Genomic DNA, 18384 nt, shown 5'->3' with positions numbered 1-18384 from the left:
GCAAAAGCCTTAGCATTCTCGCATCAGATAGGCATCGACCGGCTCCCCCGCCGCAAATCCCTCATCGCCGGCGGGAATGAGCAGCCATGCATCCGCACCGGCAATGGCCCGGAGCGGCCATTCGCCCACGGCGAGCGGCGTCCAGCCGTGAGGTTCCCTGGCCAGCAAGGCGATCTCGGCGATGCCGACACTGGATGCGATTTTTCGCACAAGCGGCAGGCTCAGCCGCCGGCGCGGCCGGCGCGCCGATAGTCGGTCGATGAGCGGGAGCACGAGCGCCAGCCACGCTGCCAGCGCATGATCCGGCGAGCCCGGCAAGGCGACGACGGGAACCTCTCCAAGCTTCGCGACGGCGGCAGTCCGCCCGGGCTGAAGCGCAACACCGTGAGCGATCACATGACCGCGCTCGGCCAGCGCCGCGACGGCCGCATCGGCGCGGCCGACGCCGCTGCCGCCGACCGTCAGGATCAGATCGCAGGAGGACATATCGAGCGTATCGGCAATCGACGCCGCATCACGCGCCGCAGCCTCAGACGTCTGCACATCCAGTCCCGCAGCGCGCGCGATCCCGGCAATCAGATGCATCGTTGCCGTTGCAGCGGGCACGTTGACGATGCGCAGCCGGGGCCGACGCACGGAGAGCTTGTCCCAACCGGCAACGCGCGCGAGCAGCAGATCGGCCGCGCCGACCGGATTGCCCGCGGCGCCGGCCGGCGTGCGCTCCGCGATGTCGCTGCCGGCACGCCTGACGCCCTGCCCCGGCACACCCTCCGCCAGCACCTGCACGAGCGGCCCGGATGCATCGACCACGTCGGCATCGAGCACACAATCGCAGCGATCGGGCATCGCATCACCGGCCTCGACCCACGCGGGCGCTTTCGTCAAAGGCAGCGGCGAATAGGAGGATGCGCCGACGAGATCATTGGCGCACAGCGCCCAGCCGTCCGCGGCGGCGATGTCGTGCGGCGGATAGGCCTCCAGCGGCGAATTGCCCGCCGCGATGCAGCCGGCTGCTTCGCTCAGCGGCAACTGCACCGGTGCAAGCGGCTCGAGCCCACTCAGCATCGCGGCGAGCGCGGTATCAAGCGATGTCAGCGATGGCGGCAGGCGCTGGGTCATGCGCCATGGTGGACCATGCATCGCCCGGTTTGGCAACCGCCGGCGGCGTGGACCTCAACCGCCCGACCTGTCCGCATTGGGAAAGAACAGCTGCTGCCCGTCGACCTTGTAGCCCGCGATCGCCGTCTGCCCCTCCGGCGAGGTCAGCCAGTCGATGAAGGTCTGCGCGAGATCCTTCTTCACGTCCGGAAACTTCCCGGGGTTCACCAGCATCACGCCGTACTGATTGAGGAGCCGCCGGTCACCTTCGACGACGATGTCGAGATCGCCGCGATCCCTGAAGGCGATCCAGCTGCCGCGATCCGACAGCACATAGCCGTTCGCGGCGCGCGCGGCGTCGAGGGCCGAAGCCATGCCCTGCCCCACCTCGCGGTACCAGGCGCCCTTGGCGGCCGCGATGTCGATGCCGGCGACGATCCAGAGCGCCAGCTCCGCGGCGTGGGTGCCCGACCGATCGCCGCGCGTCACGAACGGGGCGCCCTTGGCCTCGATCGCCTTCAGCGCCGTCGCGATGTCCTTGCCCTTGACGCCGGCGGGATCGCTCTTCGGCCCGATCAGCAGATAGTCGTTGTACATGACGTCAAGACGCTTCACGCCAAACCCGTCGGCGACGAATTTCTCCTCCTGCGGCCGCGCATGCATCAGCACGACGTCGGCCTCGCCCCTTCGCGGCCCGTCGAGCACCGCGTCGGCGCGCCGCGCGATCACGGTCACCTCGATGCCGGTCTTGTCGCGGAAGATCGGCAGCAGATAGTCGAGCAGGCCCGACTCCTGTGTCGCGGTGGTCGTCGCGAGGACGATGCTGCGATCCTCCGCGGACGAGGCCGCGACGCCGCCGGCAAGGCCGCAGAGCAGCGCGAATACGACGAACAAGCGGCTCATGGTCGGGTTCCTATAATTGACCCGATCATGATGACGGCCGATTGCGCCGCACTCGTGACGCGCCTGCTTTTTGCGCACGTCGTCCGGGAAATAGCGGCAACGCTGCGAGGCATCCTGCGCACCGCGCGAGCGATTCAGGATCGTTCACCAAAGCAGAGATCACGCGCCGGGATGTGTTGCAAAGCAGCGAGATGATCAGGCATGGTCCCGCGGACGGGAATTGAAATGCAGAATTCCACCTGCGTCGAACGTCAAAAAGAAGCAAGAATTTGCATAGGAATGCAGGATGGAATTCCTGACGACCAGCGAGGCCGCCGACTATCTTCGGCTCGGCGAACGCAAGCTCTACGAACTCGTCACCACCGGCGCGATCCCCTGCACCAAGGTGACCGGGAAGTGGCTCTTCCCGCGCCACGAACTCGACCTCTGGGTACTCTCGGGCCTCGCGCGTCCGGCCGGCATGCTGATCGCGGAGCCGCCGCCAATCGTGGGCGGCAGCCAGGACGAACTGCTGGATTGGGCCTTGCGCGAATCCGGCTCGGGCCTGGGATCGATGAGCGAGGGCAGCGTGCGCGGGCTCGAGCGCTTGCAGCGCAACGAGGTGATGGCAGCGGCGATACACTTCCACAGCCTGGATGCGTCCGACGATCTCACCGGCGATGCCAGTGTCGAAGCGTTGCGCGCCGCTCCGGATTTGCATGATGCGGTGCTGGTCGCATTCGTGCGCCGCGAGCAGGGTCTCGTGCTGCCGCAAGGCAATCCCAGGCACCTGCACGGCCTGACGGACGTGCTCGCGCTGGGCGCCCGGATGGCGATGCGGCAGCAAGGCACCGGCGCGCAGATGCTGCTCGACCTGCTCCTGAAGCGCGCAGGCGCCTCGACGCGGGATTTACGCCGGGTCGAGGCGCCGGCCCTGACCGGACCGGATCTCGCCGAACTGGTCCGCGCCGGCCAGGCCGATTGCGGCATCGCGACGCGCGCTGCGGCGCGTTCGGCCGGCCTCGATTTCGTGCCGCTGGTCTGGGAGAATTTCGACCTCGCGATGCGGCAGCGCAGCTATTTCCGCCCCGCCATGCGGGCCTTGATCGGATTCCTGAACGAACGGCGGCTGCGCCAGCGCGCCGAGGAGCTGACCGGCTACGATCCCTCCCCCGCAGGACAGATCCGCTTCGCAGCCTGACATTGACGCCCGCCCCAAAATAGTTGCAAAAGAAACCAATTCAGCCGGGGGCACACCCGGGGCAACCCCGGCCAACGCGCCGGATCAGGGGAGGACAAGCGTGAATCCAATCAGATTTGGACTGCCGGTCGCGGCCGCCTTGACGGCGGCGCTGCTGTCCGGCGCGGCATCGGCGCAGGTTTCCGACGACGTCGTCAAGATCGGCGTGCTCACCGACATGAACGGCCCGGCCTCCGCGCCGACCGGCCAGGGCTCGGTGACGGCCGCGCAGATGGCGATCGACGATTTCGGCGGCAAGGTGCTCGGCAAGCCGATCAGCATCGTGGTCGGCGACCACCAGCTCAAGGCCGACATCGGCGCCTCGCTCGCGCGGCGCTGGTACGACGTCGAGCAGGTCGACCTGATCGTCGACGTGCCGGTCTCGGCGGTCGGGCTCGCGGTGCAGAACATCGCCAACGAGAAGAAGCGGCTGTTCATCACCCACTCCACCGGCACCGCGGATTTCCACGGCAAGTTCTGCTCGCCCTACGCGATCCAGTGGGTGTTCGACACCCGCGCGCTCGCGGTCGGCACGGCGGACGCGGTGGTCAAGCGCGGCGGGGACAGCTGGTTCTTCATCACCGACGACTATGCCTTCGGCCATTCGCTGGAGCGCGACGCCTCCACCGTCATCAACGCCAATGGCGGCAAGGTGCTCGGATCGGTCAAGCCGCCGCTGGCAACGCCGGATCTCTCCTCCTTCGTGCTGCAGGCGCAGGCCTCCAAGGCCAAGATCATCGGCATTGCCGCCGGTCCCCCCAACAACATGAACGAGATCAAGACCGGATCTGAGTTCGGCGTGTTCAAGGGCGGCCAGCAGATGGCGGCGCTGCTGGCACTGATCACCGACATCCACGGCCTCGGGCTGCAGGCCGCGCAAGGCCTGCTGCTGACGACCTCGTTCTACTGGGACATGGACGACAAGACCCGCGAATGGTCGAAGCGCTATTTCGCCAAGATGAACAAGATGCCGTCGATGTGGCAGGCGGGCGTCTATTCCAGCGTGATGCACTATCTCAACGCCATCAAGGACGCCGGCACCGACGATCCGCTCAAGGTCGCCGCCAAGATGCGGGAAAAGCCGATCGAGGATTTCTTCGCCCGCAACGGCCGCTTGCGCGATGACAATCTGATGGTGCACGACCTCTGGCTGGTGCAGGTCAAGACGCCGGAGGAGAGCAAATATCCGTGGGACTATTACAAGATCCTCACGACCATCTCGGGCGACAAGGCGTTCGGGCCGCCGGACCAGGCATGTGCGCTGGTGAAGAAGTGATGATATAGCCGCGATGACGGTGCACCCTCGCCCCTTGTGGGAGAGGGTGGCTGTGCGAAGCGCAGCCGGGTGAGGGGTTCTCTCCGCGAGTCGAACTCTCAATTTGTACGCGCGGAGAGAACCCCTCATCCGGCGCTTCGCGCCACCTTCTCCCACAAGGGGAGAAGGAAAAAGCGCGCTCGCTATTTCACCACCCCGATCTCGCGAAAATATTTCATCACGCCGGGATGGATCAGTTCCGGCCTCGGCGCGGCCGCGACCGTGTTCGACGCCGTGGTCTCGCAGGCCTGGGCGAGCTTCTTGCAAAAAACCGCTTCGACGCCGTGCAGCGTCTTGGCCAGGCGATAGGCGACATCGTCAGGCAGATCCTCGCGCGTGAGGACAAAGCTCCAGGAGCCGAGCGAGGCGATCGGCGCGTCCTGCTTCGGATAGCTGTTCGCCGGCACCAGCAGCGGCTTCAGGAACGCATGCCTGGCGCGGATGCGCGTCATCTCCTCCACGCTGGGCGCGATGAAGCGCGCACCTGACGCGCTCGATGCGACCGCGGCAAAGCCGGGCCAGCCTATGCCGGCGCCCCACAGTGCGGTAACGCGGCCGTCCTCGACCATCGCGGGGCCGTCGCCGGCGCGGTCGAGATAGACCGCCTTGAAGTCTTCGTCCTGCTTCAGGCCGAGACCATCGAGCACGTAGCGCGCCAGGATCGGCAGGCCCGAGCCTTTGGCGCCGAACGCGACCGGCTGTCCCACGAGATCGCGGATTGTCCTGTAGGGACTGTCCGCGCGCACCACGAACATGCCAGGGTTGGAATAGATCGCCGTCAATATCTTCAACCGCACGGGCGCGCGGCCGATGCCGGCAAAGGCCTCGTAGGCCGGCTCGCCCGCGACCAGCGCGAGATCGAGCTCGCGCTTCTCCAGCAGCGGAATGTTCTCGTTGCTGCCCTTGGTGTTGCGGGGCGCGATGGCGATTTGCGGATCGGCCGCGTTCATCACCTCCGCGAAGGCGTTGCCGTAGAGCGGAAAGCCGCCGCCCGGCGTCGCGGTGCCAAGACTGATTGTATGGCTGATCGTCGTGGTCGGAATGGCGTTGCCTCCGGTTTGAGCAGGCGCGGGGCTTGCGAGCAGCACCGCAGCGATAAAGATCGTCGCGAATCTCATGGTCATTCCCGGCGGGCCTGCGTCAACACCGACTTGCGGCGAAGTAGGCAGCGGCCCGATTTTGTGAAAGCATGCCCCTCAACGACAATAGAACAATGGGAGGCATCATGTTGCGAATTTTGCGTCACGGTTTTTTCGGGCTTGCAGTTCTCTCAGGTCTTTTCAGCGTCACGCCTCCCGCGTCCGCCGCCTATCCCGAACGCCCCGTGCACTGGTTCATCGGCTTTGCCGCCGGCGGCCCCGTCGACATCGTGGCCCGGATCATGGCGCAGGCGCTGTCGGACAAGCTCGGCCAGCAATTCATCGTCGAGAACAAGGCCGGCTCCGGCGGCAACATCGCCGCCGCCGCCGCGATCAATTCAGCCCCCGACGGCTACACGCTGCTGTTCGTCGCGCCGAACAATGCGATCTCGACCTCGCTCTACAAGAAGCTGCCGTTCGACTTCATCCGCGACACCGCGCCGGTGGCCAGCATCATGCAGCTCACCAACATGCTGGTCGTCTCCAATGCGTTCCCGCCCAAGACGGTCCAGGAGTTCATCGACTATTGCAAGGCCAATCCCGGCAAAATCTCCTATGCGTCGTCCGGCAACGGCACCTCGGTGCACATGTCGGCCGAGCTGTTCAAGGCGATGACCAAGTGCGACATGATCCACGTGCCCTATCGTGGCTCTGCGATCGCCTTCCCCGACATCATCTCCAACAAGGTACAGCTGATCTTCGACAATCTGCCCTCCGCGCTGGAGCAGGCCAAGGGCGGCAATGTCCGCGCGCTGGGCGTGACCTCGCCCAAGCGCTGGCCCAGCGTGCCCGACGTGCCCGCGATCGCCGAGACCGTGCCGGGCTTCGAATCGGTCGGCTTCTACGGCATCTCCGCGCCGAAGGGCACGCCGCCCGAGGTGATCGAGACCCTCAACAAGGCCGTCGGCGAAGTGCTGAAGGACCCGAAGGTGGTCGCGCGCCTCACCGAAGTCGGCGGCATTACCAAGCCGATGACACCGGCCGAGTTCGGCAAGCTGGTCGCCGACGAGACCGAGAAGTGGCGCAAGGTGGTGGAGTTCGCCGGAGTCTCGGTGGATTAGCGCGGCTCGGCTACGAAGCAGTACGACATCGGAGGGGGCAGCTTGGCCCCCTCGACACCAAAAGTCGAAAAACAACCCCATGCACAGTAGACGGGGCCAATCATTTCAATGGGTTAGCGACCCCGATAAACCGGTCTTGAAGAGGTGGTTTTGCTTCGTCGGGCAAAACAGGGGTATACAGGCTTCGTCGCCAATTTCGGTTATTCGAAAATCATCGGCAATGCCGCGTCGTCGTTCCCGTCCGCCCGGGCCAGCATTGCACCCCCGCCCCCATCCCTGTAAACGAACCGCGCACCGTTGCCGGCCGCGCGTTCCCGCGAGCCGCTCGCGGCGGGGCCTGTAGCTCAATGGTTAGAGCCGGCCGCTCATAACGGTCTGGTTGCAGGTTCGAGTCCTGCCGGGCCCACCACGCTTCGCCCTGCGGGCTACGCGTGGCGCAGCCACGTGGAGAGCGAGGGCGAAGCGTGGTGTCCGGCGTAAGCCGAAGGCGAAGCCGGGCTGTTTGGCGACGCGAGCCACCGAGCGATGATCGCCTGCCATCTTAGACCTTTTGCTTGAGGACCACTGGCCCTACGCGCGCAAACTCCCCTTGCCCTCGCTCAGTAGTTGCGCTTGCATCAACTCTTTAGACGGGGGTATTTCAGCATGCGCATTTTAGTTTTGGCGGCCGCTTGCGCCGCGCTGACCGGCTGCACGACGGCTGGCGAAACGGTCTCGTTCAAGGCTTCCAATCCTCAGCAACAAGCTCTCATGAGGGATGGGCAACCTGCTCTCGTCTCTCGCCAAAAGAATTCTCTGGTCCTCGTTCGGCCGGCGTCCCGACAGCTTCAAGCGAACGGCCGGCCGGTGTTCGTGGTCGGTATCAACAATCTCGGCCGCCAGCCGGTCGAGTTTCGAGTTGGGCAAGTTGAAGCCGTCCAACATGCCGCGGGGTCCGACTTCGACATGAAGATCGTGACGTATGAGATGCTTGTTCAAGAGGAGAAGAACCGGCAGGTCGCAGCTGCACTTCTGACAGGGGTCGCGGCCGGCGCCAACGCTTACAGCGCATCGCGAGCTGGATATGGCACCTATACGACCCCAAGCGGCCGCACCGGCTCATTCTACAGCCCGACAGCAGCTGCGATCGCGCAAGGCAACGCAGCCGCACAAAATGACGCGATGATCTCTACGACGATCGAAGCAGGTCAACGCAACATGGCTGTGCTCGAGCAAGCGGTGATCAAGGACAATACACTCCTGCCCGGCGAATGGTACGGAGGCCAACTGCACCTCGCGCCGCCCACTGATCAGGGCGGTGCGCAAAAGACCTATACGGTGGTGATCACCGTCGGGTCGGACCGCCACGTGATCGATGTGGCTCAAGGAGTGCCTGGTGCGTGACCGGTCAAGCTGATTGCGGTGCCAGTGCACTCAATGGCTCAGCCACATTAGGAGGCGCGAAGGCGCGTGAATCAAGTGCACTGGCACGTAATGGCGACGTTTTCGGATCACTGAATAATTAGGAGGGATGGTTCATGGCAATGACGATACACGACGCAAAAATCGCGATCGGCATGTTGGCCCGTGGAGATAACCAGCATGACGTCGCGGCGTGGTTTGGCGAAAACCAAGCGCGCATCGTTGAGAAGGTTTGAGCAGGGAGCGGGTTCGGATGACCGAGGGTGACGAAAATGGTCCCATCATTGAGCGAGCAGACTTAGACAACATTGTCTACATTTCAGCTATCGTGGGAATTATAGGTAGTATCGCGCTATTCGTTATCTTCGTCGCCACCGAATGGGGCAACCCGCAATGGAGTCTTGTTTTTCACCATTTCCCCGCAACTATCGGGCTCCCTTTTGCCGCCGCAGCCTCGTTCATTATTATCGCACTGTTCAGAAGCACTGAAGGCCAAATAAAGTTTAGCGGCCTTGGATTCAATTTCGAAGGAGCTTCAGGCCCCATCGTCATGTGGGTACTATGCTTCCTTGCAATCGCGGTCGGCATCAAGCTACTTTGGCCACTTACGTTAGCTGCCTAAGTCATCCGCGCGACTGAGTGCATCATTTCCGGAATGCGCCGCATCGTCGCCCGCGGCTTGAAAGAAGATCCCGCCCCCACGCGCATTCTCCACAGGCGCCCGGAACACGGACAAGCCCAGCCCTGGGATTACGGTGACAGTGCACTAAATTTTCCGCTCCTCGCTTTTGACCGTGACGGAAGGCGAGAACCGACAAGGCGGACATCCAGATTTTCATCAGGGCCCACAACGAGCGCAATCTGGCGGAGTACGAAGGCCGCACCGAAATCGACGACGAGTTACTCGCGGCTTTGATCCACTGCACCAAGAAGCTGGAACGGATGTCGCCAAGCTCGTGCCGCCGCCGGAAGCGAATGGATAGCGTTTCGCTATGCCGTCTAGTTGCAGGTTTGAACGGTGGAACTTGTCGGGCATGCGCTTGAAGCGAGCGACCTTGGCTCAGACGACATCGCAAGCCAACGGCTCTTGACTTCCCGCCTCCTCTCGGAACAAAAATAGAACGCCCGAATCCCCTCCCCCGACAAGGTCCACTTGGCCAAGCCACCGATCCTGCCCGCCTACTACTACCTCGATCATTTCGTCGAGATGCTGGCGTTCGTTCAGAAGACCTATGGTTCGGTCCTCGGCGAGGAACATCGCGCCTTTATCGCGCGCTTCGAGGGCCTATCGCGGGATGCGCGGTGCCTGCTGATCCGGATGGTCAATCGGCGCGGCGCGATCTTCAACCGGTCTCTGTTCAGCTATCCCGAGATTGCCGACGTCGGACGCGCGGCGGCCGAACTGATGGCGGCCAGTTACGCCCGCGCGCTCGGCGAAGGCGACTATGCTGCGTTCGTGGCCTGTCTTCCAAGAGACGTACTGGTCACGGGTGCACAGGCCGCTGGACGGGGCGATGTCCGGAAATCCTGGTCGAAGCCGAAGTTCGTCGACTATTATCTCGAACAGATCCCTTTCGCCGTCGCCGCGCAGCACTGCGGCGCGCACAAGTTCATCGCGCTCGACGGCACGAGGCCGATCGAGTTCCTCCTCTATCTCTATTTCGGCAAGACCGAGACCGACCTGAAGAGTTTTGCGTTGCGCGATTTGGGCGTTCTGCGCACCAACCAGGAGACGGCCTTCAGCGCGCGGTTCTCCGACGGAGATGAAGCCCTGGCTTCATTCCACTACAGCCAGATCCTCGACCGCCTCGACGTCAAATCGGACGCCGTTTGCAGACAGGCTGCCGTCGACATCCTCGCTGGCCCCGCCTGCGGCTCCGAATACGCCGAGGAACTGCGCAGCCGGGCGGCGCACCAGGCGGGAGTGTTCTTCGAAAAGGCCGGCGATCACGATTTCGCCCGGCAGCTCTATCGCGCCGGCGCATCGGCCGACTGCAATGAACGCCTGGTGCGTCTGCTCTACAACGATGGCGATCGCCCCGGAGCCGAGGCCTTGCTGCAACGGATGATCGACCAGCCTTTGAGCGATGGCGAGCATCTTTTCGCGACCGACTTCTACGCCCGAAAGTTTGGCGGGCGACGGACTGGTCTCTACACCGAACTCTTGCGGTCCGGGCGGACGATCACGGTGGACGACACGCATCGCGGCAATCCCGAGGCAGGCGTGGCGGGCGTGCTGCGGCGCGACGGCGCGACGGTCTTTCACACGGAGAACATGCTGTGGCACACCCTGTTCGGCCTGCTGTTCTGGGATGAGTTGTTCGAGAGCACGCAATTGCCGAGCGGCTTCGATTGGGTGCCGCATTGCCTGAGAGATCGCAGCTTCAGCCGGTTGTTTGCGGCCTCGATCGCGAAAAAAATCGGCGCGATCGAAGCCGGGACGGCGCTGCCCATGATCCTGCGGACCGTTGCGGCCCGGTGGGGACGCCCCAATGGCATCTTTGCCTGGGACCATTTTCAGATCGAGGCCTTGCGCGCGTTGCTGCAGGGCGCAAATCCCCCGGGCCTCGCGCGGATCATCCGCGCCATGTGCGAGGATTTCCGCGGCATGCGCGACGGCTTTCCCGACCTGATGGTCGTCCGCGACGGACGCGTCTCGTTCATGGAGATCAAGGCTGCGGGCGACGTCATTCGACGCAATCAATTGACCCGCCTTCACCAGCTCGGCGCCGCCGGCATCACGGCCGAGATCGGCCGTGTCGACTATCGCTTCGATCCGGACCAGGACTACGTCGTCGTGGATATCGAGACCACTGGCTCGTTCTCGAACGGTGACCGCATCACCGAAATCGGCGCGGTCAAGGTCCGCAATCATCAGGTGGTCGACGAGTGGCACAGCCTGATCAATCCACAACGCCCCATCCCCTGGAAGATCACCCAGCTGACAGGGATCACGAACGAGATGGTGCGGGACGCCCCCGTGTTTGCCGAAGTGAGCGAGAGCTTCCTCGATTTCATGGCTGACGGCATCTTCGTCGCCCATAACGTCAACTTCGATTATGGTTTCATCGCCTACGAGTACAAGCGGCTGGAGCGTCGCTTCCGGTTTCCGAAACTCTGTACGTGCGCCGGGATGCGCCGCCGCTACCCGGGACACGAATCCTACGGTTTGGGAAAGCTGTGCGATATCTATGGAATTGCGCTGCCCAATCATCATCGCGCGCTGTGCGACGCGCGGGCCTCCGCGCATCTGCTGAACCTCATCAACCACAAGCGCGATGACGATTTGACCGCGGATGTCGAGGCCGCCTAGCGGGCAAGCCGGCGTTTTGATCCGCGACGGAGAGACCTGAGTATACGCCTCGACTTTCGAGACGACCAAATCCTTCGCATTCTCCACAGACCCCCCCGGAACACGTGGACAAGCCCAGTCCTGCCGTTTGGGAATCCCTGCCCCGTGCTGAACGCCGGGAACGAGCGGGGGCGGCGCGGATTCGTCCCGGCGAGGAGCGATCTCGATGCTGATGACGACAGAAAGACGGACCCGCACGCTGCGTGGATGGGCGCTCGGCGTGCTGCAGGAGGCCGGCGCCATCCACGAATGCGAGGAGCATGGCTGGGCGAAGGACCGGGCCGATCCGCACGCCCGCGCACGCGCCATCGATCTCGCCCGCGAGGTTCCGCCGGCCGGTGTTTCGCCGGATGAGGCGACCGCGGAGATCCGCGACGTCCTCGATTCCATCGGAGACACTTGTCCGGAATGCCCGGACGGAGATTGCTGACGCCTCACCGATCGCCATATCCAATGTTCGCATGGATCGGACGTTCATACTGACCGCGGAATTGGACCCCGCCAGCTTCAACTGGCTGGATGGACTGCGCCGCGCGCATTTTCCGCCCGCGCGCAACATGTTGAACGCCCATCTCACGCTGTTTCACCGCCTCTCGCTTGCGCAAGCGAGCCGGCTGGCCGATGTCGACTTGCCCGCAGGCGTGATGCCGATGCACTGCGACGGTGTTCGCCTGCTCGGCTTCGGTGTCGCCATCGAGATCAGCTGCCCTGAACTCGCGCGATTGCGGACTGCGCTGCGCATCGCCATGGGCGGCGAACTGTCCCGGCAGGACAGCCAGGGCTGGCGGCCGCATGTCACCATCCAGAACAAGGTCACGGCCGCTGCAGCGCGCGGTCTTTACGACGAGCTTCGCGCCAGCTTCGTGCCGCGCGCAGGCGCTGTTGGTGGGCTGCTGGTCTGGGAGTATTTAAATGGTCCATGGCGGCTGGACCGCCGGCTTCCATTCAACAGCTAATCCTCGGCAGCACCTCTCCGCCGCTGCACCTTGGCGTACCAATCGGCGTAGGGCGTGTTTTTCGCCATGTGCCGGTTGAGATCGGGGGCGCCGTCCGGCCACCATGCCGGGCCACGCTCGCCGAGGGCGCGCTTGGCATCGTCGACGGCGCGATGGGCCGCCGCTTCAGACTCGGAATCGACCGCCGCCTTGGCGTCACGGACGGCCCGCCGCGCCGCCATCAGGCGCTTGACCAGCTCCGATTTTTCCCGCTCGCCCAAATGCGGATTGGCCATTCGCCACAGCCGTCCGCGGACGACGAAGTATCGACCGTCCGGCGTCACCGGATGTTTCACGCTCAAGCCGACTTTCGGCGCGCCCCTGTGGCCGGCTTCTTCGCCGCCGCTTCCTTCGCTGGCTTCCTGCCCGCGATCGGCATCAGCATCTCCTTCTGTCCGGCCGCCGCCTTCTTCGGCTTCTTCGCCGGCTTGCCGGCCTTCGCAGGCGCGGCCTCCTTCCCGGCTGCCTTGCCGACGCTCCGCCGCAGCGCCTCCATGAGGTCGACGACGTTCTCGCCCTTCGGCCGCTCTTTCGGCTGGATCACCTTGCCGGCGCGCTTTTCGTTGATCAGCTCGATCAGCGCGGTCTCGTAATGGTCCTCGAATTTCTCGGGTTCGAAGCGCCCGGCCTTCTGATTCACGATGTGCCTGGCGAGATCGAGCATGTCCTTGGTGACCTTCACCTCCTGGATATCGTCGAAATAGTCCTCCTCGCTGCGCACCTCGTAGGGGTAGCGCAGAAGCGTGCCGACGAGGCCCTTGTCCATCGGCTCCAAGGCGATGATGTGCTCGCGGTTGGTCAGCACCACGCGCCCGATCGCGACCTTGTCCATCTCGCGGATGGTCTCGCGGATCACCGCGAAAGCGTCGTGGCCGACCTTGCCGTCCGGCCGGATGTAATAGGGGCGGATCAGGTAACGCGGGTCGATGTCCGACCTGTCGACGAACTCGTCGATCTCGATGGTGCGGGTGGATTCGAGCGCGATCTCCTCGAGCTCGTCCTTGGAGACCTCGATATACTGGCCCTTCTCGAGCTCATAGCCCTTGACGATGTCCTCGTTCGGCACCTCGTCGCCGGTGTCCGCATCGACTTTCACGTATTTGATGCGGTGGCCCGTCTGCCGGTTGAGCTGGTTGAACGAGATCTTCTCGCTCTCGGATGTGGCCGGATAGAGCGCCACGGGACAGGTGACGAGGGAAAGTCTCAGGAAGCCTTTCCAATTGGCGCGGGGGGCCATGTACGCAGAACTCCGGTTCGAGGCGGCACGGATTAAAGACGAATGGCGGCCCCGGGTTCCGACATGGCTTGTGGAGAAAAAGGCCGCGCAAGTGTAGGACTTCATGTCGCATCGCTCCGCCCTTCCGCCGAGCCCCTGCACGAGGCCGCCCTCTGGCGGCAGGAGACCATCATGACCAGTGAAAAAGGCCCGAACATCAAGAAGAAGCAGAAATGCAAGAATTGCGAAGGCAAGGGCCTGCTCAAGAAGGGCGACAAGGTGGTGAAGTGCCAGCGCTGCAAGGGCACGGGCGTGCGATGAGGAGTGGATGACTTCTCCACCCCTGACGCTGCGCGGACCTCGCCGCCGAAGTCCTTCTCGATCTGCGGTGATGGTGCACGCGAGCACGCCTCGTCCTTCGAGACGACCGCTTCGCAGTCTCCTCAGGATGAGGCTCAGCAGCAAGGCGCTCGCGGAAATGGCTGCCCGCAATTTGAACCTCATCGTGAGGCCCGCCAGCAGCCCTTTGCCCGCATGCAGCGGTCCTCCAATCGGATGAGGCCGGGCGCGGCCGATATGCTATCCTCTGTTCGAAAGCACCAACGGAGTCCCCCCATGCCCACCAGCGTCAAGCAAATGATCGAAGCCGCGAACGCGGCGGTCCCCAAGATCACGTCGGACGAGGCCGCCGCGATGATCAAGGCCGGCAACACGCTCGTCGTCGACGTTCGCGATGCGCCGGAGGTTGCGGCCAGCGGCAAGATCGCAGGCGCCGTGCATGTCTCGCGCGGGATGCTGGAGTTTCGCGCGGATCCGGAGCTGCCGTCCCACGACAAGGCGTTCGACAGGAGCAAGTCCGTCATACTCTATTGCGCGTCGGGCGGCCGGTCGGCGCTGGCCGGCAAGCTGCTGAAGGACATGGGCTACGAGAAGGTCTTCAATCTCGGCGGCTTCAAGGACTGGACCGGGGCGGTCGAGAAGTAGCTCGACCGGCCGGGCGGCCGCGCGACTGAGAGCTCGCCCGGGGCGCATCCTTCGAGACGTCCGCCTGCGGCGGGCCCTCAGGATGAGGTCGGTGGTTGTGGCGGGGCGGGGTCATGCGCGTTTCGGCCTGGGTCTTCGGCCGGCGCTTCGCCTTCATCGCAACAATCGGCCTTCACGCGCGTTGTTCCCCGACAGACAGGAACTCCGCGAGGCGAGCCATGACCAAGCCTACCGGCAAGGATACCGAATTGACACCGGACGACTTCCCGCTCGAAGCCGACAAGGACAAGCTCCGGACCCACAAGGGCGAGCCGGTGGCCTCGGCCGAGTCGGAAGAGATCGCCGAGGATTTGGCCGACCGGTTGAACGAGCAGGCGCACCGGGAAGAGCAGGACCGCTGGTCGGCGTGACGCGCGGTGCGAGCCGATGAGGTGGCCGCTTGCGCTTTCGCGCCCGCCCTACTCCACCTGCCGCCGGCGCAGCTCGGACGGGCTGTGGCCGAACTTGCGGCGAAACACCGTGCTGAAATGCGATGAGCTGCTGAATCCGAGCCGATAGGCGATTTCGGTCACCGAGAGCGCGCGCAGCTCGGGGCGCATCAGCGCGTCGTAGCAACGCTGCAGGCGGCGGTTCAGGATCCATTCGGACACCGACATTTCGGTCGACCGAAACAGATAATGCAGATGCCGCAGCGAGACGCCGTTGCTCCTGGCGATCTTCTCCAGCGACAGGTCCGGATCGGTCAAGTGCTCCTCGATCCAGGCCTTGACGGAGCGCAGGCGCGCGTTCCGGGCGGTGGCGTCCTCCGAGAATTCGTCCTTGTCGCCCATGTCCAGCGCGAGCGCCAGCACGTCCATCAGCTCGTGACCGAGCCGGCCTCGCGCCGTCTCCTCCAGGTGTGATGCCTCCGCGGCGAGCAGCGCGCAGAATTCGGCGGCGATCCGCCCCAGGCCCCGCCCCGTCGCGATGGTCGCCGCCGACGGCATCTTGCCTTCTGCGAAGCGCGACGAAAACTCCTTGCGCGGGATCTCCAGATACAACGAGCGGAATTGGTTCGAGCACTCCAAATCGTAGGCGTCGGAGGCCGAGAAGATCGCGCCGATGCCCGGGCTGGTCACCAGCGTCTGGCCGGCCTGGAGCACGTCCATGCTGCCCTGTTGCAAAAACTGGACGTAGTAACAATCCTTGTCGAGCTTCGCGATGTGCCGCTCGCGCCGCGAGATGCGCTGCTCCGACAGGAAGACGTCGCTCATCGTGACAGGGCCAAATTGCGCCTCGCGGATAAAGCCCTGATAGTCGGCCGGCTTCACCGCGTTCACGTCGACATGAACGTAGTGGTCGCAGATGGCATCCTGCCAGGCCGCAAAGCGCCTGGCGGGGTCCAGCTCCTCGGTCGTAAACACGAGATCCATCGGCGGCCCGTTACGTCGAGACATTTCTGTGCAACGCACAAAAACTGTCAGTCAATCTTAGGTTCCTGTCAGCCTCGCGCAAGACTCTTTGCGCGCCAGCGCAAAAGGTTTGCGCGTTGACGCAAGTCAGCGTGAGCTGTCTCGCCTATCAAGCGCAAAACAAATTTGGGACGGGGGGAGGCAAGCGCGCGCCGAGAGGGCGATCCCGCACGCGCGACGCCGATCCCGGGGAAGGCAAACGATGAAGCGCGTTCGGGTCAGCCAACAGGAGATCGTGTTCGCGGTCTTCGCCGCACTCTTCCTGACCTTCTCGGTCTTCCTCAACGGCTTTCTCTCCGCCGACAACATGCTGACATTGCTGCAGAACGTGGCGGTGCTCGGCATCCTCGGCCTGGCCATGGCGATCGTCGTGATCGGCCGCGGCATCGACCTGTCGCTGATCGCGGCACTCGCCGTCCCCGCCGGCCTCGTGCTGCAGATGGTGCAGAACGGCCATTCGCTGCCGGCCTCGCTGCTGGCGGCCGGCCTGCTGGCGATCGCGATCGGTCTCGTCAACGGCTGGCTGATCGCCTACGCGGAAGTGCCGCCCTTGTTCGCGACGCTGGCGACCGGCCTGTTCGTCGCCGGTCTCGGCCAGGCCGCCCTCTTCCAGCTCGACGTCGTGCAATGGAGCGACGGCATGGCCGGCTTCGAGCGGCTCGGCCAGGGCAGCATCCTCGGCATTCCCACCTCGATCGTCATGTTCGTGATCGCCTGCGTCGTGGTCTTCGTGCTGCTGCGCCAGACGCGCTGGGGCGCCTACATCTACGCGATCGGCGACAACCCGTTCGCGGCGCGCGTCACCGGCATCCCGTCGCGGCCCATCATCGTGCTGCAATATGTCCTTGCGGCGCTGATCGGCTGCTTTGCCGGCCTCGTGCTGGCGGCGTCCGTCAACTCCATGCCGACCCGGATCTTCAATTCGACGCTGATCTACGACGTCATCCTCGTCGTCGTGCTCGGCGGCATCGGCCTGTCGGGAGGGCGCGGCGGGGTCGTCAACGTCATCATCGGCACGCTGCTGATCGGCACCATGCTGAACGGCATGACGATCCTCAACGTCCCCTATGCCGGCCAGAACCTCATCAAGGGCCTCGTGCTCCTGATCGCGGTCATCACCGACACCCTGCTCAATCCACGAAACGAAGAAACGGCCCAACAGGGCGACATCTGATCTGCCTGAAAAAGACGCGTATCAACAAGGAGGAAGACAATGGCCAGCGTTCATAGGTTTGCGCTCGGAAGTATCGCCGCACTGGCGCTTTCAGCGGTCGCGGCTCCGGCCCTCGCCCAGCAGGGCCTCGACGAGCCGTTCCAGAAGCCGTTCCGGGAGGCGCTTGCCGGCAAGACCGTCGCCTATGTGCCGGTCGCGATGAACTTCGACCTGACCGAAGGCTGGTACGCCGGCCTCAAGAAGGAGCTCGAGCCCTACGGCGTCAAGTTCGTGATCCGCGATCCCAACTGGAATACCAACGCGGGCGCGCAAGCCGTCACGTCGCTGATCTCGGAGAAGCCGGCGGTGATGGTGATCCACAATCCCGACGTGCAGACCTACGCCAAGCTGCTGCAGCGCGCCGAGAACGAGGGCATCTACGTCATCCAGATCAACATGGGCTCGGCCTATCGCAGCTCGGCCTTCGTCGGCGCCAACTGGATCGAGATCGGCGAGCGCCAGACCGAAGGCGTGGTGAAGGCCTGCCAGGGCAAGTCGAACAAGATCGCCATCATCCAGGGCGCGCTCTCGGCGGCGGCCAGCGCCTATACGCTGAAGGGCGTCGAGAACATCCTCGCCAAGCATCCCGAGATCAAGGTCGTCTCCAGCCAGGCCGCCGATTGGGATGCCGCCAAGGCCAAGGCGATCACCCAGACGGTGCTGAAGCAGAACCCGGATCTCTGCGGGATCGTCGGCTTCTGGGACGGCATGGACATCGGCACTGCCGCCGCGATCAAGGAGGCCGGCCTGACCGGCAAGGTGTTCCTGGCGACCTCGGGCGGCGGCGAGCGCAAGGGCGCCTGCGAGCTCGTCAAGAACGGCTCGTTCGATCTCGACATGAGCTACGACGTGCCGACGCAGGCAGCCCAGATGGCCGGAACCATCAAATGGCTGCTGTCGTCGGGCGTCAAGGCAGGCTCGGTCAAGGGCTCGGAATACACCACGCTGATTCCGATCACCAAGGAGAACGCCGACACCCAGACGGCGTGCTGGAATCTCTCCGATCTCAAGAAGTGATCGCACACTGAAGCTGCGCG

19 protein-coding genes and 1 tRNA gene are annotated in these 18384 nt (G+C 64.2%); 14 read left to right on the top strand and 6 right to left on the bottom strand.

The window, feature by feature from the left end; translation table 11 throughout:
- Positions 1-9: 9 nt before the first annotated feature.
- Together CIT40_RS07570 and CIT40_RS07565 are read right to left on the bottom strand one after the other, a co-directional pair.
- Positions 10-1119 carry a molybdopterin-binding protein gene (locus CIT40_RS07570; RefSeq protein ID WP_094895260.1) on the bottom strand — a complete coding sequence of 370 codons (1110 nt, stop codon included), beginning with the start codon at positions 1117-1119 and terminating at the stop codon, positions 10-12.
- Between the two features lie 54 nt (positions 1120-1173).
- A complete protein-coding gene (locus tag CIT40_RS07565) occupies positions 1174-2001 on the bottom strand; it encodes an ABC transporter substrate-binding protein (RefSeq protein ID WP_094895259.1) in 828 nt (275 codons plus the stop codon).
- 286 nt (positions 2002-2287) lie between these two features.
- Between CIT40_RS07565 and CIT40_RS07560 the strand changes: the two genes are divergently transcribed.
- Entirely contained in the window at positions 2288-3181 is an 894-nt protein-coding gene (locus tag CIT40_RS07560) for a helix-turn-helix transcriptional regulator (RefSeq protein WP_094895258.1), read from the top strand.
- A gap of 100 nt (positions 3182-3281) precedes the next feature.
- Positions 3282-4496: an ABC transporter substrate-binding protein gene (locus CIT40_RS07555; RefSeq protein ID WP_094895257.1), complete on the top strand. Its 1215-nt coding sequence runs from the start codon at positions 3282-3284 to the stop codon at positions 4494-4496.
- Between the two features lie 182 nt (positions 4497-4678).
- Here the strand turns inward: CIT40_RS07555 and CIT40_RS07550 are convergent, their stop codons facing one another.
- Positions 4679-5653: a TAXI family TRAP transporter solute-binding subunit gene (locus CIT40_RS07550; protein WP_094895339.1), complete on the bottom strand. Its 975-nt coding sequence runs from the start codon at positions 5651-5653 to the stop codon at positions 4679-4681.
- A gap of 107 nt (positions 5654-5760) precedes the next feature.
- Between CIT40_RS07550 and CIT40_RS07545 the strand changes: the two genes are divergently transcribed.
- From CIT40_RS07545 to CIT40_RS07515, 7 genes are all read left to right on the top strand, one after another.
- Complete coding sequence (locus tag CIT40_RS07545) at positions 5761-6735, top strand: Bug family tripartite tricarboxylate transporter substrate binding protein (protein ID WP_162307393.1); 975 nt, start codon at positions 5761-5763, stop codon at positions 6733-6735.
- A 333-nt stretch (positions 6736-7068) separates the two neighbouring features.
- Positions 7069-7144 (top strand) — tRNA-Ile (locus tag CIT40_RS07540).
- 236 nt (positions 7145-7380) lie between these two features.
- On the top strand, positions 7381-8118 hold the full coding sequence (locus tag CIT40_RS07535) for a hypothetical protein (protein ID WP_148667178.1): 738 nt from the start codon (positions 7381-7383) through the stop codon (positions 8116-8118).
- A gap of 271 nt (positions 8119-8389) precedes the next feature.
- Positions 8390-8758, top strand: coding sequence for a hypothetical protein (locus tag CIT40_RS07530; RefSeq protein ID WP_094895253.1), 369 nt, complete (start codon positions 8390-8392; stop codon positions 8756-8758).
- Between the two features lie 531 nt (positions 8759-9289).
- Positions 9290-11449: an exonuclease domain-containing protein gene (locus CIT40_RS07525; protein ID WP_094895252.1), complete on the top strand. Its 2160-nt coding sequence runs from the start codon at positions 9290-9292 to the stop codon at positions 11447-11449.
- A 205-nt stretch (positions 11450-11654) separates the two neighbouring features.
- Positions 11655-11918 (top strand): hypothetical protein, encoded by a 264-nt coding sequence (locus CIT40_RS07520; protein ID WP_094895251.1) that lies wholly within the window; start codon positions 11655-11657, stop codon positions 11916-11918.
- A 31-nt stretch (positions 11919-11949) separates the two neighbouring features.
- Positions 11950-12444: a 2'-5' RNA ligase family protein gene (locus CIT40_RS07515; RefSeq protein ID WP_162307392.1), complete on the top strand. Its 495-nt coding sequence runs from the start codon at positions 11950-11952 to the stop codon at positions 12442-12444.
- Here CIT40_RS07515 and CIT40_RS07510 read toward each other — a convergent pair.
- On the bottom strand, positions 12441-12779 hold the full coding sequence (locus CIT40_RS07510) for a hypothetical protein (protein WP_094895249.1): 339 nt from the start codon (positions 12777-12779) through the stop codon (positions 12441-12443). The two genes, CIT40_RS07515 and CIT40_RS07510, sit on opposite strands and share 4 nt — an antisense overlap.
- Before the next feature lie 2 nt (positions 12780-12781).
- Positions 12782-13720 carry a non-homologous end joining protein Ku gene (gene ku, locus CIT40_RS07505; RefSeq protein ID WP_094895248.1) on the bottom strand — a complete coding sequence of 313 codons (939 nt, stop codon included), beginning with the start codon at positions 13718-13720 and terminating at the stop codon, positions 12782-12784.
- A 171-nt stretch (positions 13721-13891) separates the two neighbouring features.
- Here ku and CIT40_RS07500 point away from each other — a divergent pair, with 171 nt between their 5' ends.
- The 3 genes from CIT40_RS07500 (at position 13892) to CIT40_RS07490 (ending at position 15093) form a co-directional block, all read left to right on the top strand.
- The gene (locus CIT40_RS07500; RefSeq protein WP_007600646.1) at positions 13892-14020 is read left to right on the top strand and encodes a hypothetical protein; all 129 of its coding nucleotides are present in this window, start codon (positions 13892-13894) and stop codon (positions 14018-14020) included.
- A gap of 294 nt (positions 14021-14314) precedes the next feature.
- Complete coding sequence (locus tag CIT40_RS07495; RefSeq protein WP_094895247.1) at positions 14315-14683, top strand: rhodanese-like domain-containing protein; 369 nt, start codon at positions 14315-14317, stop codon at positions 14681-14683.
- A gap of 218 nt (positions 14684-14901) precedes the next feature.
- Positions 14902-15093: a hypothetical protein gene (locus CIT40_RS07490; protein WP_094895246.1), complete on the top strand. Its 192-nt coding sequence runs from the start codon at positions 14902-14904 to the stop codon at positions 15091-15093.
- 48 nt (positions 15094-15141) lie between these two features.
- Here the strand turns inward: CIT40_RS07490 and CIT40_RS07485 are convergent, their stop codons facing one another.
- The gene (locus CIT40_RS07485) at positions 15142-16095 is read right to left on the bottom strand and encodes a helix-turn-helix domain-containing protein (RefSeq protein WP_094895245.1); all 954 of its coding nucleotides are present in this window, start codon (positions 16093-16095) and stop codon (positions 15142-15144) included.
- A gap of 241 nt (positions 16096-16336) precedes the next feature.
- Here CIT40_RS07485 and CIT40_RS07480 point away from each other — a divergent pair, with 241 nt between their 5' ends.
- Entirely contained in the window at positions 16337-17308 is a 972-nt protein-coding gene (locus CIT40_RS07480) for an ABC transporter permease (RefSeq protein ID WP_094895244.1), read from the top strand.
- Positions 17309-17347: 39 nt separating this feature from the next.
- A complete protein-coding gene (locus tag CIT40_RS07475; protein ID WP_094895243.1) occupies positions 17348-18364 on the top strand; it encodes a sugar ABC transporter substrate-binding protein in 1017 nt (338 codons plus the stop codon).
- Positions 18365-18384: the final 20 nt, after the last annotated feature.

It is taken from the genome of Bradyrhizobium amphicarpaeae (genome assembly GCF_002266435.3).
Classification (GTDB): domain Bacteria; phylum Pseudomonadota; class Alphaproteobacteria; order Rhizobiales; family Xanthobacteraceae; genus Bradyrhizobium; species Bradyrhizobium amphicarpaeae.
This window is presented reverse-complemented; position numbering and strand designations above follow the sequence as displayed.

Bases quoted from the DNA above. Each gene is read 5' to 3' on its own strand.
- CIT40_RS07570 (WP_094895260.1), bottom strand. From the start codon at position 1,119: ATGACCCAGCGCCTGCCGCCATCGCTGACATCGCTTGATACCGCGCTC.
- CIT40_RS07475 (WP_094895243.1), top strand. From the start codon at position 17,348: ATGGCCAGCGTTCATAGGTTTGCGCTCGGAAGTATCGCCGCACTGGCG.
- CIT40_RS07480 (WP_094895244.1), top strand. From the start codon at position 16,337: ATGAAGCGCGTTCGGGTCAGCCAACAGGAGATCGTGTTCGCGGTCTTC.
- CIT40_RS07490 (WP_094895246.1), top strand. From the start codon at position 14,902: ATGACCAAGCCTACCGGCAAGGATACCGAATTGACACCGGACGACTTC.
- CIT40_RS07500 (WP_007600646.1), top strand. From the start codon at position 13,892: ATGACCAGTGAAAAAGGCCCGAACATCAAGAAGAAGCAGAAATGCAAG.
- CIT40_RS07550 (WP_094895339.1), bottom strand. From the start codon at position 5,653: ATGAGATTCGCGACGATCTTTATCGCTGCGGTGCTGCTCGCAAGCCCC.
- CIT40_RS07565 (WP_094895259.1), bottom strand. From the start codon at position 2,001: ATGAGCCGCTTGTTCGTCGTATTCGCGCTGCTCTGCGGCCTTGCCGGC.
- ku (WP_094895248.1), bottom strand. From the start codon at position 13,720: ATGGCCCCCCGCGCCAATTGGAAAGGCTTCCTGAGACTTTCCCTCGTC.
- CIT40_RS07520 (WP_094895251.1), top strand. From the start codon at position 11,655: ATGCTGATGACGACAGAAAGACGGACCCGCACGCTGCGTGGATGGGCG.
- CIT40_RS07545 (WP_162307393.1), top strand. From the start codon at position 5,761: ATGTTGCGAATTTTGCGTCACGGTTTTTTCGGGCTTGCAGTTCTCTCA.
- CIT40_RS07560 (WP_094895258.1), top strand. From the start codon at position 2,288: ATGGAATTCCTGACGACCAGCGAGGCCGCCGACTATCTTCGGCTCGGC.
- CIT40_RS07485 (WP_094895245.1), bottom strand. From the start codon at position 16,095: ATGGATCTCGTGTTTACGACCGAGGAGCTGGACCCCGCCAGGCGCTTT.
- CIT40_RS07530 (WP_094895253.1), top strand. From the start codon at position 8,390: ATGACCGAGGGTGACGAAAATGGTCCCATCATTGAGCGAGCAGACTTA.
- CIT40_RS07515 (WP_162307392.1), top strand. From the start codon at position 11,950: ATGGATCGGACGTTCATACTGACCGCGGAATTGGACCCCGCCAGCTTC.
- CIT40_RS07535 (WP_148667178.1), top strand. From the start codon at position 7,381: ATGCGCATTTTAGTTTTGGCGGCCGCTTGCGCCGCGCTGACCGGCTGC.
- CIT40_RS07495 (WP_094895247.1), top strand. From the start codon at position 14,315: ATGCCCACCAGCGTCAAGCAAATGATCGAAGCCGCGAACGCGGCGGTC.